Origin of the sequence: Streptomyces sp. Q6 (assembly GCF_036967205.1) — a bacterium.
Classification (GTDB): Bacteria; Actinomycetota; Actinomycetes; order Streptomycetales; family Streptomycetaceae; genus Streptomyces; species Streptomyces citrinus.
In genome coordinates this window covers 6,233,923-6,249,309 of record NZ_CP146022.1, presented here as the reverse complement: position 1 = coordinate 6,249,309, position 15,387 = coordinate 6,233,923, and the positions used below count along the sequence as shown (strand labels likewise).

Sequence of the window (15,387 nt, the reverse complement as noted above, 5' to 3'; positions counted from 1 at the left end):
CTCCTCGCGAACCTGTGTACGACGGTTTCGTCTCTGCGTCTGCGCGTCCCGGTCCGTCTCCGCACCGAATACGCAGGTCTAAGAGTGCCATGCCGACTGCTCGCGCCTCGCATCGGGAGGCGGGGCGTCGGTCAGGCGGGGACCCGCACCCCGGCCAGGTTCTCGATCATGCGGCGGGCGCTGGGGCCGACCAGCGCCGCCCACTCCTGGGGCGCCGCCGCGAGCCACCGCGCGACCAGCGGCGCGAACTCCGGCACGGTCCGTGCCAGCTCCACCAGGCGCCGGTCGAAACAGGCGGCGCCCTCCGGGGTCCGTACGAGCAGCATGCCGGTGCGGTGCACCAGCTCCCGGCTGGGCGCCTGTCCGCGTCGCGCCGCGCTCCGGGCGACCGCGCACAGCACGGCGTCCAGGACCGTGAGGTCCCGCTCCTGGCCGAGCAGGACGTCGAGGAGCTCGGCCCGCAGGGCGCGCGAGGCGGGCGTGCCGGGGGCGGCGAGCACGGGGGCGAGGGCGCCGCGCACGGCCACGGCCCCGGTCTGGAGCAGGCCCACGACCAGCGGGAACAGCACGGCTCGCGCACCGGCGCCGTACTCCAGACGCCGGTCCACGAACCCGGCCACCTGCCCGGCCGCCGCCTCCGGCCGGTCCCGTGCCAGATCCTGTACGAGACCCGCGGCTCGGCGGGCGAGTGCGGGGGTGGTGACCTCGGCCAGGGTGCGCAGCACGTCCCCGGTGCCGGGTCCCTGCTCCCGCAGCCTCGCCTGGAACGCGGCGAGGACCGGCTCCGGGTGCGTGCCGAGCGCCGTGGCGAGCGCCGCCGCGGGCAGCTGCGGGTCACCGGCGGCGAACCGGCTCAGGGCGGGCGCGAGATACGCGGAGCGGGACTGCGGATCCCGGACGAGGAAGGCGAGCGCGGCGCCGTGCAGGGTGCAGTCGGAGGGGCGGGACAGCAGGGCGAGCGCCGCGTACCGCAGCAGGCCCCGGTCGGCCTCGCTGGTGACGCGGGGCGCGGCCCGCAGTCCGTACGCCACGGCCGCCACGTGCCGGGCGGGCCGCTCGTCGTGCGCCCATCGGTCGACGGCCCGGCACAGCGCGGACGGCTCCTCGTCGGCGAGCGCGGCGAGCAGCTCGTCGGCGCGCGGGTGGGCGCAGTCGACGAGCGCCTCGGTCAGGTCGTCGACGGCCCGGTGCCGGTGGGTGTGGAGCAGCGCCTGGGCGGCGGTCGCGACGGTGGCGTCGGGCAGCGCGGGCAGCTCCCGCTCGTCGTCGAACCACCGGGTCAGCTGCCGCTGCACCCGCCCCGGGTCGGCGGCGAGCGCCTCGGCGACGGCGTCGAGATACCGCTCACCGGCCTCGGCCCCGTCCCGTACGACGAGCCGCCGCAGCAGCGCGAACCGCGTGTCGTCGTCGATGTCGAGCGCCATCCAGAACCACGGCCCGAAGGCCCCGGCGTCGGCGAGTTCTTCGAGTACGGGGAGGTGGGCGCGGGCCTCCCGCACGCGCAGCAGCACCTCGCCGACGAGGTGGGCCGCCCACCAGGAAGCCTCGTCCCCGGCGCCGGGCACCCCTGCCGCGGGCCGCGGTGGCTCCGGCCCGATCCAGGGCACCAACTCCCTCAGCTTGGAACCCAGTTCGGCCGCGCCCACCTGTCGCTCGACCTGAAGCAGCGCGCGTACGACCGGGCCCGCCCGGTGCCGGGGCACCGGCACCGACGACCCGCCGCGCCGCCGCAGCACCAGCGCCTCGACCGCCGCCTCCAGATCCAGATGCATGCCCTGGATCCAGTCGGCGACCTCCTCGTGCGCGAACCGGTACCCGCCCCCGGCCGGCACCAGGACGCCCTCCGCGAGCACGGCCGACGCCCACCCGGACACCCCGTCCCGCACCCCCCACGGGAACAGCTCCTCGAAGGCCGCCCGGTCCAACTCCCCCTGCCCTGGCCCCAGACAGCGCCGTGCCGCCTCGTGCAACTGCCCCGACACCCGCGCCGCGAGCCGCCGCACGCCGCTGCCGCGCACTCCGGCGGGCGCGGCGAGCCGCACCGCCACCCGCAGGCACATCAGGTCCAGATACGCGCCGAAGATCTCGTCCCGGTCGGGGCACCCAAGGACTCCCCGGCAGCGCCGCCCGTACCTCCGCGAGCAGCCGCAGCGACAGCGGATGTCCCGCCTCCTGCCCGGCCAGGGCGCCCTCCGGGATGCCGTACCGCTCCCGCGCCGTCCGCGCGGGGCCGTCCGCCAGGTCCCCGATCCGCACGCAGGCGGGCAGTCGTCCGGCCCGCCCGTGCAGCACGTCGGCGCCGAACAGCGCCCCGGCGCGCTCCCAGTGCTCCGCGCGGCAGGCCACGACGAGCCGTACGCCCGCCGCCGTCAGCCAGCGCTCGGTGCCGCGCGACCACGCGGCGAGCCGGTGCGCGAGGACCGGGGCATCTCCTCCGGCCCGTCGAGCAGCAGCACGAGCGGGCGCCCCGCGTCGCGGGCGACCTTGGCGACGCGGTCGGGCGTGAGGTCGCCGAGCTCGCCGGGTTCGGTGTCGCGGGACGCGGCCACGATCCGGCAGGACCGCTCCAGAGCCCGCGCCACGGCGTCCGCGACCGACGTGTCGGCGCCGCGCAGATCGGCGCCGCGCAGCCAGAGGGTGGGCGCGGCCCCGTCGCCCGCGGCCCGCCGCGCGGCGAGGGCCGCCAGCTCCGTCGTACGCCCGCTGCCCGGGTCCCCGACGAGCGCGAGCACGGCGGCGCCGCCCGCCGTGAAGGTCGCCAACTCCCGCACCACGTCCGGCCGTTCGACGGGTTCGACCCTGCCGCTCCGCCCCGGCCCGTCGCTGCCCACGGAGACGGCGGCCACCTGGAGGACACCGGCGAGATTGAGGTCGCCGCCGTACGCGGGCACCGTCGCCGCGTTGCGGGCGAGGAGTTCGGCGAGCGGCCCGCGCGGGTCCGCGGCGGCGGCCGCCCGCAGCGGCACGGCGAACCCGGCGGCCTGATGCGCGGATTGCAGTGCGGTACCGAGGACGGCGACCACGGCCCCCGTGCCGGCGTCGAGCACGGGCCCGCCCGCGGCGCCTCCCCGAGCCGCAGCGCGTCGGCGCCCGCGGTGCCCACCGCCAACTCCATGGCGCTGTCGAGGAGATGGAAGCGGTCGGTGGCCGTGTACGTCACCTCGCCGTGCCCGAGCACCCGCGCCTCGCGCCAGCCTCCGGCGGGAATGCGCACGTACGCCCCGTTCTCCAGCGGCCCCCGAGCCGCGACCGGCAGCGGGGCCGCGCCGAGCCCTTCGGTCCGTACGAGGGCGAGATCGGCCTCGGGGAGCGCGACGACCGACTCGGGTCCGACGACGCAGGTGACTCCGCCCGGCGCGTGCAGCACGACGCGGCCGAGCCCGTCCACCGCCTCGTGGCTGGTGACGACGGTGCCGCGGTCGTCCGCGGCGAACCCCGTCCCGCGCGGCCGTCCGGCCAGATCACAGATCCGTACCAGAGGCGGATCCACCATGCCCGCCGCCCTCCCGCCCGCTCTCCGCCACGCCCCGTAGGTCCGACGGTAGGCGCGCGATGATCAGCGGAACAGGACACGGCCCGAACGCGCCCCCTTCCACTCCCCCGGTTCACTCCGAGCGCCTGCTCGAAGGGGTGAAGTGGACGGGCAGGGCGGATACACCCTGAGAGGGGGAACGTGGAGCGGCGGCCACCACGCAAGCCGGAACCCGCCGCTCCACCGCCACGAAAGGGGTGCCTCAGCCGAAGACGGCCAGGCTCTTCGCCTTGCCCTTCGACTCCTCGACCAGCGCGAGGAACCGCCCGTCCGGACCGTACACGGCGATCGGACCGGCGCCCGCGTACTCCGCGGGCATCTCCAGGCGGACGCCGTTGAGCAGCAGCTGCCCGCGCTTCGCGTCCACGTCCCAGCGGGGGAACGCGGCGCTCGCGGCATCGGCCACCGGCATCACGGTGAGCGTCTCCTGGAGCTGGTCCAGGGTGCGCGCCGAGTCCAGCTTGTACGGGCCGACGCGGGTACGGCGCAGCGCGGTGAGATGGCCGCCGACACCGAGGTCGGCGCCCAGGTCCCGGGCGAGCGCCCTGATGTACGTACCGGACGAGCAGACCACGGACACGACCAGGTCGAGCACGGGCGTACCGTCCTCGGCGACCGCGTCACGGACGTCGTACACGGCGAAGGACGAGATGGTGACCGGGCGGGCGGGGATCTCGAAGTCCTCGCCGTCCCGGGCCCGCTTGTACGAGCGGACGCCCTTGATCTTGATGGCGCTGACCTTGGACGGCACCTGCATGATGTCGCCGGACAGCTTGGCGATGCCCGCGTCGACGGCCTCGCGCCGCACACCGGAGGCGTCGGTGGACGAGGTGATCTCGCCCTCCGCGTCGTCCGTGAGCGTGTTCTGTCCCAGGCGGATGGTGCCCAGGTACTCCTTCTCGGTCAGCGCGAGGTGGCCGAGGAGCTTGGTGGCGCGCTCGACGCCGAGCACGAGGACACCCGTCGCCATCGGGTCGAGGGTGCCCGCGTGGCCGACCTTGCGGGTCTTGGCGATCCCGCGCATCTTGGCCACGACGTCGTGCGAAGTGAAGCCCGACGGCTTGTCGACGATGACAAGCCCGTCGGGCGGTGGGGTGCGGTCGGACATGCTCAGGCGTCGCCGTCCTTGGCGGAGGCAATGCCGTCGGTGTCGTCCGCGTCGTCATCGTCCTCCGGCTTCTTGTACGGGTCCGCGTCGCCGGCGAACCGGGCGCCCGCGGACGCCTCGCGCACCTGGGCGTCGGAGGACCGCGCCTTGTCGAGGAGGTCCTCGATCGTCTTGGCGTTGTCCGGGAGGGCGTCCGCGACGAACGTCAGCGTCGGCGTGAACTTCACACCGGCCGCCTGACCGACCGCGGAGCGGAGAATGCCCTTGGCGCTCTCCAGGCCCGCGGCCACCTCGGCCCGCTCCTCGTCGTCCCCGTACACCGTGTAGAAGACGGTGGCCTCCCGCAGGTCACCCGTGACCCGGGTGTCCGTGATGGTGACGTGGGTGCCGAGGCGCGGGTCCTTGATCCCGCGCTGGAGCTTCTTGGCCACCACCTCTCGGATGAGGTCCGCCAGCCTCTTGGCGCGCGCGTTGTCGGCCACTGCCGTCTCCTTAGTAACTAACCACTGTCTTGCTCAGTGCTGCTTGCTTCAGTCTTCGTCGCTGTGGAGTCTGCGTCGAACCGAGAGCAGTTCCACCTCGGGCCGCCCGGCGACCAGACGCTCGCAGCGGTCCAGTACGTCGGTGAGGTGTTCCGTGTCCCCGGAGACCACCGCGAGCCCGATCTCGGCCCTGCGGTGGAGGTCCTGGTTGCCCGTCTCCGCCACGCTCACCGCGTACTTGCGTTGGAGCTCGGCCACGATCGGACGGACGAGGGAGCGTTTTTCCTTCAGCGAGTGGACGTCGCCGAGGAGCAGATCGAAGGACAGAGTCCCCACATACATGTGTGTCCGGATGTCCCGCCGGTTCGGGTTCGTATGGGTGCCGGGTCCGGGCACCGATACGGGAACCGTACACGCAACGGCCGGGGCCGATCGACGGAAATAAGTCCCGTCGACCGGCCCCGATCGCTTACCGCCTCGCTCAGGCGCGCGGCTTCTCGCGCATCTCGTACGTCGCGATGACGTCGTCGACCTTGATGTCGTTGAAGTTGCCGAGGTTGATACCGCCCTCGAACCCTTCGCGGATCTCGGTGACGTCGTCCTTGAAGCGACGCAGTCCGGAGATGTTGAGGCTCTCCGCGATGACCTTGCCATCGCGCAGCAGGCGCGCCTTGGTGTTGCGCTTGACCTCGCCGGACCGGACGAGCACACCGGCGATGTTGCCCAGCTTGGACGACTTGAAGACCTCGCGGATCTCCGCCGTGCCGAGCTCGACCTCTTCGTACTCCGGCTTGAGCATGCCCTTGAGGGCCGCCTCGATCTCCTCGATGGCCTGGTAGATCACCGAGTAGTACCGGACGTCGACACCCTCGCGCTCCGCCATCTGCTGCGCACGGCCGGCTGCCCGGACGTTGAAGCCGATGACGATGGCGTCGGAGCCGGTCGCCAGGTTGATGTCGGACTCGGTGACCGCACCCACACCGCGGTGCAGGACACGGATGTCGACCTCTTCGCCGACGTCGAGCTGGAGCAGCGAGGACTCGAGAGCCTCCACCGAACCGGACGCGTCGCCCTTGATGATGAGGTTGAGCTCCTGCACCAGACCGGCCTTGAGGGCCTCGTCCAGGTTCTCCAGGGAGAACCGGACGCCACGCCGCGCGAAGTTCGCGTTGCGCTCACGAGCGGCACGCTTCTCGGCGATCTGACGGGCCGTACGGTCCTCGTCGACCACCAGGAAGTTGTCGCCGGCACCCGGGACGTTGGTGAGACCGAGCACGAGGACGGGGGTCGAGGGACCCGCTTCCTCGACGTTGTTGCCGTTGTCGTCGAGCATCGCCCGGACGCGGCCGTACGCGTCGCCGACCACCATCGTGTCGCCGATACGCAGCGTGCCTCGCTGGACGAGGACGGTCGACACCGCACCGCGACCGCGGTCGAGGTGGGACTCGATCGCAATACCCTGCGCGTCCTGCTCCGGGTTGGCCCGCAGGTCGAGCGAGGCGTCCGCGGTCAGGACCACGGCCTCCAGCAGCTGGTCGATGTTCAGACCCTGCTTGGCGGAGATGTCGACGAACATGGTGTCGCCGCCGTACTCCTCGGCCACGAGGCCGTACTCGGTCAGCTGACCGCGCACCTTGGTCGGGTCGGCACCCTCGACGTCGATCTTGTTGACCGCGACGACGATCGGGACCTCGGCGGCCTTGGCGTGGTTCAGCGCCTCGACCGTCTGCGGCATGACACCGTCGTTGGCCGCGACCACGAGGATCGCGATGTCGGTCGACTTCGCACCACGGGCACGCATGGCGGTGAACGCCTCGTGACCCGGGGTGTCGATGAAGGTGATGCGACGCTCTTCGTCGTTGACCTCGGTGGCGACCTGGTACGCACCGATGTGCTGCGTGATACCGCCGGCCTCACCCGCGACGACGTTCGTCTTGCGGATGGTGTCGAGCAGTCGGGTCTTACCGTGGTCGACGTGACCCATGACGGTCACGACCGGCGGACGCGCGACGAGGAGTTCCTCGCCACCCTCGTCCTCGCCGAACTCGATGTCGAAGGACTCGAGCAGCTCGCGGTCCTCCTCCTCGGGGCTGACGATCTCGAGGATGTAGTTCATCTCGTCCGCGAGGAGCTTCAGCGTCTCGTCGGAGACGGACTGCGTGGCAGTGACCATCTCGCCGAGGTTCATCATCACGGCGACGAGCGAGGCCGGGTTGGCGCCGATCTTCTCCGCGAAGTCCGTGAGGGACGCACCGCGCGACAGGCGGACGGACTGTCCGTTGCCGCGAGGCAGCATGACGCCGCCCACCGACGGGGCCTGCATGGCCTCGTACTCCTGGCGCCTCTGACGCTTCGACTTGCGACCACGACGGGCGGGCCCGCCGGGACGGCCGAACGCACCCTGTGTGCCACCACGGCCACCCGGACCACCGGGACGACCGCCGAAGCCGGGACGGCCACCGCCGCCGCCACCGGGACGACCGGCGAAACCGCCGCCACCGCCACCGGGACCACCGGGACGACCGGCGAAACCGCCACCGCCGCCACCACCGGGACGACCGGCGAAGCCGCCGCCGCCACCGGGACGACCGCCACCGCCGCCACCCGGGCGACCGCCGCCGCCGGGACCACGGCCACCGCCGGGGCCACCACCGGGACGCGGGCCCGCGGCGGGACGCTGCGGCATCATGCCCGGGTTCGGACGGTTACCCGCGGGGCCACCGCCGGGACGCGGACCGGCCGCGCCGCCCTGCGGACGAGGCATGCCGCCCGGGGTCGGACGAGCGCCGCCCTGACCCTGGGGACGGGGACCACCCTGGCCGCCACCCTGCGGGCGCGGACCGCCCGGGGCACCCTGGCCACCGGGACGCGGGGCGCCGCCCGGACGGGGCGCCTGCGGGCGCGCCATGCCGGTGGAGCCACCAGAGGTGAAGGGGTTGTTGCCCGGACGGGGACCCGCGGGACGGGCACCACCCGGACGAGCACCCTGGCCGCCGGGGCGCGGGGCGCCCTGACGGTCGCCGCGCTGACCCTGACCGCGGTCCTGGCCACGCTCCTGCGCACGGTCCTGACCCGGGGCCGGACGGCCACCGGGCTTCGGGGCGCCGGGACGGGCGGCCGGACGCGCAGCGGGAGCCGGGGCCGACGAAGCGGCCGGGGCTGCCGGGGCGGCGGGCGGCGCCGTGAACTCGGGCACGGCCGGGGCCGGCGTCGCAGGCTTGGGAGCCGGCTTCGGACCCGGACGGGGACCCGGCGCGGCCGGAGCCGCCGCCGGCTTCTCCGCGACGGCCGGCTTGGGGCCGGCGGACGCGGCGCGGCAGGCTTGGCGGCCTGCGCGGGGGAAGGGGTGGGACGCGGCGCCGCGGGCTTCGCGGGCGCGGCCTTCTTCGCGGCGGGCTTGCCGCCGCCGTTGCCCTGCTGGAGGGCATCAGTCAACTTGCGTACAACCGGCGCCTCGATCGTCGAGGACGCCGAACGTACGAACTCACCGAGTTCTTGGAGCTTGGCCATGACGACCTTGCTCTCCACACCGAACTCCTTGGCGAGTTCGTATACCCGGACCTTAGCCACTTCGCTCCTTTTAGGTCCGGGTTACGCCGGACCGTCGCTACTTCATGGGCGTACTCATCGCGTGCTCATCGAGTGCTCATCGCAATCTCGACCTACTTCCAACTCGCGGGGTACCAGGGCCGCACGGGGGTTCCGCGCGGCGCTTCTTACGGTGTTGCCTGCTCGACTCGGTGGCGGAGTGCCTCCGTGTCGAACGGTCCAGGGGACTTGTACGCCCGCTGGAACGCCCGGCGGCGGACCGCCAGGTCGAGACAGACCAGGGCGGGGTGCACGTAGGCACCCCGGCCGGGCAGCGTACCGCGATCATCGGGGACGCAGGCGCCCTCGATCACCACGATCCGCAGCAGATCGCTCTTGGCCGCTCGCTCCCGGCAACCCACACAGGTTCTCTCAGGGCAGGCGCGGGCTTGCGTCCGGCCAGACACGATTAAGTCTACCTCCCCGTACCGACCTCACCCCTTTGGGGTAAGAATCGAACGGCCGTCTCTGTCACATACTGTCGTGATCCAAGCGCGGAGCGCGTGGAATTATTCCCCGGCGGGGGCGTCCTGCTGCTCCGTGTCCGGACGGATGTCGATGCGCCAGCCGGTCAGCCGGGCGGCCAGGCGAGCGTTCTGCCCCTCCTTGCCGATGGCCAGCGAGAGCTGGTAGTCCGGCACGGTCACCCGGGCCGAGCGGGCACCGAGGTCGACGATCTCGACCTTGGAGACGCGGGCCGGGGACAGCGCGTTGGCCACCATCTGCGCCGGGTCGTCGGACCAGTCGACGATGTCGATCTTCTCGCCGTTGAGCTCGCCCATGACGTTGCGCACGCGCCCGCCCATGGGACCGATGCACGCGCCCTTGGCGTTGAGTCCGCTGCGGGTGGAGCGCACGGCGATCTTCGTACGGTGACCGGCCTCGCGGGCGATCGCCGAGATCTCGACGGAACCGTCGGCGATCTCCGGGACCTCCAGCGCGAACAGCTTCTTCACGAGGTTGGGGTGCGTACGCGACAGGGTCACCGACGGGCCACGGACACCCTTGGCGACGCGGACGACGTACGAGCGCAGGCGCAGCCCGTGCGGGTACTCCTCGCCCGGCACCTGCTCCTGCACGGGCAGGATGGCCTCGAGCTTGCCGATGTCCACCAGCACGTTCTTCGGGTCGCGGCCCTGCTGGACCTGGCCCATGACGATGTCGCCCTCACGGCCGGCGTACTCGCCGAGCGTCGCGTCGTCCTGCGCGTCGCGCAGACGCTGGAGGATGACCTGCTTCGCGGTGGTGGCGGCGATGCGGCCGAAGTCGGACGGGGTGTCGTCGAACTCCTTGGCCTCCTGGCCCTCTTCGAGGTCCGCCGGGTCCTCCGTCGCCCACACCGTCACATGGCCGCTCTCGCGGTCGAGCTTCACCCGCGCGCGGCGGAAGCTGCCTTCGGTGCGGTGGTAGGCGATGAGGAGGGCCGACTCGATCGCCTCGACCAGCAGGTCGAAGGAGATCTCCTTCTCCCGGACCAGACCCCGCAGGGCACTCATGTCGATGTCCACGGCTACGCCTCCTCTTCTTCGATGTCGTCGCTCTTGTTCTTGCGGTTGAACTCGACCTGGACGCGCGCCTTGGCGATGTCGCTGAAGTCGAGTCGTCGGGCGGTGGCCTTGCGGCCCTTCACGCCCGGTACTTCGAGGTCGAGACCCTTGTCGTCGACCGTGAGAATGCGCGCGACCAGCTCGCTGTCGTCGTTCAGCGTGAACTTCACGAGGCGGGTCGTGGCACGGATGTAGTGCCGGTGCTCGGTCAGGGGGCGCTCGGCGCCCGGCGTTCCGACCTCGAGTTCGTACTCGCCGTCGCCCATCACCGAGCTGTTGTCGGGGTCGTCGAGCTTCGCCGAGAGCGCGCGGCTCACATCGGCGATCGCGTCGAGGTCAGCTCCCTCGTCGGAGTCCACGACGACACGCAGCACACGCTTGCGTCCTACCGAGGCAACTTCGATCTCTTCGAGATCGAGCCCCTGTGAGCTGACGAGCGGTTCCAGTAGTTCCCGCAGCCTCTCGTTCTGGGTCGTGCTCATCCGGGTGACTCCTCGGCCGCGTGTGCTGTTGTGATTGCTGACTTTCCTTGCGCGTAAGGTCAAAGGGTATCCGGTCCAGGGGGGTGTTGCCGTCCACCGGAGAAGGGCCGACGGTACGGTGATCTTCGGTCACCCCTCCTGCTTCCCGCCGAATCCTTCCTGCCGAGGACGTCCGCCGTGCCGATCCCCTCTCGTAGAACCCTGCTCGCCTCACTGGCCGGGGCCGCGCTCGTGACGGGCTGCTCGGGCGGCTCCGACCGGAACGCCGAGGGCGGCAGGGGCGCGCCCGCTGTCTCGCAGGAGAAGCGGCTGACGGCGAAAGCGGCGCGGGAGAGCGCCGATCTGCTCGGCCAGTACGACGCGGCGCTCGCGGCGCTGCCGTCCCTGGCGGGGCGGCTCGGTCCGCTGCGCGCCGAGGTGGAGCGGCACGTGAAGGCGTTCGGCGGGGCGGCCCGGCCCTCCGCGTCGACCGCGCCGTCCACGCCGCCGGTCGCCGAGAAGGACGTCCTGAAGGCGCTGGCGGCCGCCGAGCGGGCGCTGTCGGACCGGCGGATGACCGCGCTGGTGGACGCCCCGGCCGAACTGGCGCGGCTGCTCGCGTCGGTGGCGGCGGCGGGCGCCGGGCACGCGTACCTGCTGACGGAGGGCTGACGGGGATGAGCGAGAACGAACTGCTCGCGGCGGTGCAGGCGGCGCTGCGCGCCGAGCACGCGGCGGTGTACGGATACGGAGTGGTCGGCGGCCGGATCCGCGAGGGCCGCAGGGACGAGGCGAAGGCCGCGTACGACGCGCACCGCTCGCGCCGGGACGCACTGCGGCGCACGGTGCGCGATCTGGGCGGGACGCCGGAGGAGTCGGCGGGGGCGTACGCGCTGCCGTTCCCCGTGCCGGACTCCCCGCCGCGGCCCGGCTCGCGGCGGACATCGAGGACAAGGTCGCCGGGGTCTACTCGGATCTCGTACGGGCGTCGAGCGGTGAGCGGCGCCGGGGGCGGCGGACGCGCTGCGGGAGGCGGCGGTCCGTGCGGTGCGCTGGCGCGACGGGAGCGTAGCCTTCCCTGGGCTCGCCGAACGGGCCGCGGCGCCCTCGGCGTCGGCCTCCGCTTCGTCGGTGACACCCCGCACGTAAGCAGTCTTTGGAAGGGAATCACGCGCGCATGGCTTTCGAACCGCCGCAGCGGTTGGTGAACGCGCTCGGCGAGGTGCGCGACGACGGCGCGTCCGCGTGGCTCGCCCGGGTGGGCACGCTCCTCGACGAGGCCGCGGCCCGCCGCGAGGTGACGGTCGAGCGGGTGCACGTGCCCGGCGGGCGCAGCGGTCTGGTCGCGCACGTGCGGCGGGCCGACGGTTCGCCGGCGGTGCTCAAGCTGGCGCCGGAGCGGTTCAGGCCGGAGGCGGAGCGGGCGGCGCTGACGCACTGGGACGGATTCGGGGCCGTACGGCTGCTCGATCCCGGCGTCAACGACGGGGCGCTGCTGCTGGAGCGGCTGCATCCCGAGGTGTCCGTGCGGACGCTGCCGGAGGCGAAGGCGCTGCTGGAAGCCGCGGGGACGCTGCGGCGGCTGTGGGTGGAGCCGCCGACCGGGCGCAACTGCGAGACCGTGCCGGAGCGCACGGGGCGGCAGGCGGTCGCCGTGCGGGCGTCGGTCGAGGCGTTCCCCGAGGTCGCGCCGCTGGTCGACGCGGCGCTGGAGGCGCGGGAGGCGCTGGTCGCGTCGGCGCCCGAACTCCGGTTGCTGCACGGGACGTTCCGGCAGAGCAAGGTGCTGTCCGGGGAGCGGATGCCGTGGCTGGCCGTGGGGCCCGACCCGGTGGTGGGCGAGTGCGCGTTCGATCTGGCGCGGCTGGTGCGGGACCGGGTGGAGGACCTGATCGGGTCGCCGTCGGGGCCCGCGATCACCCGGCGGCGGGTCAAGCGCCTCGCGGAGTCGCTGGACGTGGATCAGGAGCGGTTGCGCGGCTGGACGCTGTTCCGGGCCGTGGAGTCCGGGGTGCGGGCGCTGCGGGTGGGACGGGAGCGGGACGCGGAGAACCTGCTGGAGTTCGCGGGCTGGCTGTAGGACCGCCGGCGCGCGGGGCGCGGTCGGCGGTGGCCGGGGCGGCGGCGGGGCCTGGAGGGCCTTCTCGCCGGTTGTGGCAGCGCGGGACGAGCCGGGGCTGTCCGTGGCCGCCGTGACGCGCTCATGCCCGCTCTCGTCCGTTCCGGAGCGGCTCCGGCGGAGACGACGATCGCCCCGCAGTCAGGACTGCGGGGCGACCATGAGGGCGATCGAGCGTCACGCGGTGAGGCGGGCCACGGCCTCCTCGACCGTCAGCTCCTCGCGCTCGCCGGTGCGGCGGTCCTTCAGCTCCAGGACGCGGTCGCCGCTGCGGCGGCCGGCCACCAGGATCTTCGGGACGCCGATCAGCTCGGAGTCGGTGAACTTCACACCGGGCGAGATGCCCGGACGGTCGTCGACCAGGACGCGGACGCCGGCCGCGGCCAGCAGGTCCGAGACCTCCAGGGCCAGCTCGGTCTGGAGGGCCTTGCCCGCGGCCACGACGTGGACGTCGGCGGGGGCGATCTCCGCGGGCCAGATGAGGCCCTTGTCGTCGGCGTGCTGCTCGGCGAGAGCGGCGACGGCGCGCGAGACGCCGATGCCGTAAGAGCCCATGGTCACGCGGACCGGCTTGCCGTTCTGGCCGAGGACGTCGAGCTGGAAGGCGTCGGCGTACTTGCGGCCGAGCTGGAAGATGTGGCCGATCTCGATGGCGCGGTCCAGCTTGAGGCCGGTGCCGCAGTTCGGGCACGGGTCGCCCTCCTGCACGACGACGACGTCGACGTACGCGTCGACCTCGAAGTCGCGGCCCGCGACGACGTTCTTGGCGTGCAGGCCGTCCTTGTTGGCGCCGGTGATCCAGGCGGTGCCGGGGGCGACGCGCGGGTCGGCGATGTACTGCACCTTCTCCAGGCCCTGCGGACCGACGTAGCCGCGGACCAGGTCGTCGCGGCCCTCGAAGTCCTCGGCCGTGACCAGCTCGACGGCGGCCGGGGCGAAGTGCGCCTCGACCTTGTCCATGTCGACCTCGCGGTCGCCGGGGACGCCGACGGCGACGATCTCGCCGTCGACCTTCACCAGGAGGTTCTTGAGGGTCGCGGACGCCGGGACGTCGAGGTGCGCGGCGAGCGTCTCGATGGTCGGGGTGTCGGGGGTCGGGATCTCCTCGAGCGCGGGGACGCCGGCCGCGTCGACCGGGTTCAGGGCGAAGGAGACGGCCTCCGTGTTGGCCGCGTAGTCGCAGTTCGGGCAGTCGGCGAAGGTGTCCTCGCCGGCCGCGGCCGGGGCCAGGAACTCCTCGGACTTCGAGCCGCCCATGGCGCCGGCGGTCGCGGCGCAGATGCGGTAGTCGAGGCCGAGGCGCTCGAAGATCTTCTGGTAGGCGGCGCGGTGCAGCGCGTAGGACCGGGCCAGGCCCTCGTCCTCCAGGTCGAAGGAGTACGAGTCCTTCATCAGGAACTCGCGGCCGCGCAGGATGCCGGCGCGGGGGCGGGCCTCGTCGCGGTACTTCGTCTGGATCTGGTAGAGGATCACCGGCAGATCCTTGTAGGACGTGCACTGGTCCTTGACCAGGAGGGTGAAGATCTCCTCGTGGGTGGGGCCGAGGAGGTAGTCGCCGCCCTTGCGGTCGTTCAGGCGGAACAGCTCGGCGCCGTACTCGGTCCAGCGGTTCGTCGCCTCGTAGGGCTCCTTGGGCAGCAGGGCGGGGAGGGTGACCTCCTGGCCGCCCATCTCGTCCATCTCCTCGCGCACGACGCGCTCGACGTTGGCGAGGACCTTCTTGCCGAGCGGCAGCCAGGACCAGACGCCGGCGGCGGTGCGGCGCACGAAACCGGCGCGGACGAGCAGCTTGTGGCTGAGGACCTCGGCGTCCGCCGGGTCGTCGCGCAGTGTCTTCACCATCAACCGGGACATGCGCTGGACCTGGGCCTTGGCCATGATTCTTGACTCCTGCTGCGAAAGGGTGGTCCCAGGAGGTTAGCCGGGGGGCGGGCGCGGCCGGAAATCGGTTACGGGTCGTCGCGGCGCAGCGGCAGGGGCGCGCCCATCACGGCGTACGGCTTCGGGGCGCTGGGGAACAGGACCTTGCGGGCCAGATCGTCGTAGCCGAGGGAGTGGTAGAGGCCGCGGGCCGGGCTGTCGAAGTCGATCGCGGAGAGGATCGAGCGGGGCTGGGCGGCGCCGTCGGTGAGGGCGGTGATGAGGGTGCGGCCGATGCCGCGGTTCTGGTAGCCGGGGTGCACGTGCAGCTCGGTGATGACGAACGAGTCGTCGAGCCAGTGCTCGTTCCCCCCGGCGCGCAGGTACGGCTCGACCACCGTGGACCACCAGTGGGTCCGGTCGTTCGGCATGCCGTAGACGAAGCCGACGAGCCGGCCGGACTCGGTGGTGGCGCCCAGCGAGCGGGCGCCGGGATAGGTGATGTGCCGCAGTACGATCTGCCGGCGCACGGCGATCTCGTCGTCGCCCAGGCCGAAGGCGTGCGCCTGCACGGCGAGCGCCTCGTCCACCCGGGCGCGCAGGTCGAGCGGGCCGATGGTGACGGCTGCGTCGTCGATGGCATCCGTACGGTTGCGGTGCGGCATGCGGGGAGGGTACCCCGGGGCGGCC

Annotated in this window: 10 protein-coding genes and 3 pseudogenes; 3 read left to right on the top strand and 10 right to left on the bottom strand. The window is 72.8% G+C overall.

Features of this window, described 5'->3' with window-relative positions; translation table 11 throughout:
- Window positions 1-131: 131 nt before the first annotated feature.
- The 8 genes and pseudogenes from V2W30_RS29170 to rimP form a co-directional block, all read right to left on the bottom strand.
- Window positions 132-3,493 (bottom strand): annotated as a pseudogene (locus V2W30_RS29170) (trypsin-like peptidase domain-containing protein).
- Between the two features lie 241 nt (window positions 3,494-3,734).
- Window positions 3,735-4,640: a tRNA pseudouridine(55) synthase TruB gene (gene truB / locus V2W30_RS29165; RefSeq protein WP_338701137.1), complete on the bottom strand. Its 906-nt coding sequence runs from the start codon at window positions 4,638-4,640 to the stop codon at window positions 3,735-3,737.
- 2 nt (window positions 4,641-4,642) lie between these two features.
- On the bottom strand, window positions 4,643-5,122 hold the full coding sequence (gene rbfA / locus V2W30_RS29160) for a 30S ribosome-binding factor RbfA (RefSeq protein ID WP_338701135.1): 480 nt from the start codon (window positions 5,120-5,122) through the stop codon (window positions 4,643-4,645).
- A 48-nt stretch (window positions 5,123-5,170) separates the two neighbouring features.
- Window positions 5,171-5,464: a DUF503 domain-containing protein gene (locus V2W30_RS29155; protein WP_338701133.1), complete on the bottom strand. Its 294-nt coding sequence runs from the start codon at window positions 5,462-5,464 to the stop codon at window positions 5,171-5,173.
- 139 nt (window positions 5,465-5,603) lie between these two features.
- A pseudogene (infB, locus tag V2W30_RS29150) lies at window positions 5,604-8,692 on the bottom strand (translation initiation factor IF-2).
- 146 nt (window positions 8,693-8,838) lie between these two features.
- Window positions 8,839-9,117: a YlxR family protein gene (locus V2W30_RS29145; protein WP_338701131.1), complete on the bottom strand. Its 279-nt coding sequence runs from the start codon at window positions 9,115-9,117 to the stop codon at window positions 8,839-8,841.
- 102 nt (window positions 9,118-9,219) lie between these two features.
- Complete coding sequence (gene nusA / locus V2W30_RS29140) at window positions 9,220-10,218, bottom strand: transcription termination factor NusA (protein ID WP_338701129.1); 999 nt, start codon at window positions 10,216-10,218, stop codon at window positions 9,220-9,222.
- Between the two features lie 2 nt (window positions 10,219-10,220).
- Window positions 10,221-10,739: a ribosome maturation factor RimP gene (rimP, locus tag V2W30_RS29135; protein ID WP_338701127.1), complete on the bottom strand. Its 519-nt coding sequence runs from the start codon at window positions 10,737-10,739 to the stop codon at window positions 10,221-10,223.
- 177 nt (window positions 10,740-10,916) lie between these two features.
- Between rimP and V2W30_RS29130 the strand changes: the two genes are divergently transcribed.
- From V2W30_RS29130 to V2W30_RS29120, 3 genes and pseudogenes are all read left to right on the top strand, one after another.
- Complete coding sequence (locus tag V2W30_RS29130) at window positions 10,917-11,390, top strand: hypothetical protein (protein ID WP_338701125.1); 474 nt, start codon at window positions 10,917-10,919, stop codon at window positions 11,388-11,390.
- 5 nt (window positions 11,391-11,395) lie between these two features.
- Window positions 11,396-11,867 (top strand): annotated as a pseudogene (locus V2W30_RS29125) (ferritin-like domain-containing protein).
- Window positions 11,868-11,895: 28 nt separating this feature from the next.
- Window positions 11,896-12,798, top strand: coding sequence for an aminoglycoside phosphotransferase family protein (locus tag V2W30_RS29120; protein WP_338701123.1), 903 nt, complete (start codon window positions 11,896-11,898; stop codon window positions 12,796-12,798).
- A 216-nt stretch (window positions 12,799-13,014) separates the two neighbouring features.
- On the opposite strand, the gene V2W30_RS29115 is transcribed toward V2W30_RS29120, so the two are convergent.
- Together V2W30_RS29115 and V2W30_RS29110 are read right to left on the bottom strand one after the other, a co-directional pair.
- On the bottom strand, window positions 13,015-14,715 hold the full coding sequence (locus V2W30_RS29115; protein ID WP_338701122.1) for a proline--tRNA ligase: 1,701 nt from the start codon (window positions 14,713-14,715) through the stop codon (window positions 13,015-13,017).
- A 71-nt stretch (window positions 14,716-14,786) separates the two neighbouring features.
- The gene (locus V2W30_RS29110; RefSeq protein WP_338701121.1) at window positions 14,787-15,362 is read right to left on the bottom strand and encodes a GNAT family N-acetyltransferase; all 576 of its coding nucleotides are present in this window, start codon (window positions 15,360-15,362) and stop codon (window positions 14,787-14,789) included.
- Window positions 15,363-15,387 lie beyond the last annotated feature (25 nt).

Excerpts from the sequence above, each read along its gene's own strand:
- truB (WP_338701137.1), bottom strand. The coding sequence starts at position 4,640 with ATGTCCGACCGCACCCCACCGCCCGACGGGCTTGTCATCGTCGACAAG.
- V2W30_RS29155 (WP_338701133.1), bottom strand. The coding sequence starts at position 5,464 with ATGTATGTGGGGACTCTGTCCTTCGATCTGCTCCTCGGCGACGTCCAC.
- rimP (WP_338701127.1), bottom strand. The coding sequence starts at position 10,739 with ATGAGCACGACCCAGAACGAGAGGCTGCGGGAACTACTGGAACCGCTC.
- V2W30_RS29120 (WP_338701123.1), top strand. The coding sequence starts at position 11,896 with ATGGCTTTCGAACCGCCGCAGCGGTTGGTGAACGCGCTCGGCGAGGTG.
- V2W30_RS29115 (WP_338701122.1), bottom strand. The coding sequence starts at position 14,715 with ATGGCCAAGGCCCAGGTCCAGCGCATGTCCCGGTTGATGGTGAAGACA.
- V2W30_RS29110 (WP_338701121.1), bottom strand. The coding sequence starts at position 15,362 with ATGCCGCACCGCAACCGTACGGATGCCATCGACGACGCAGCCGTCACC.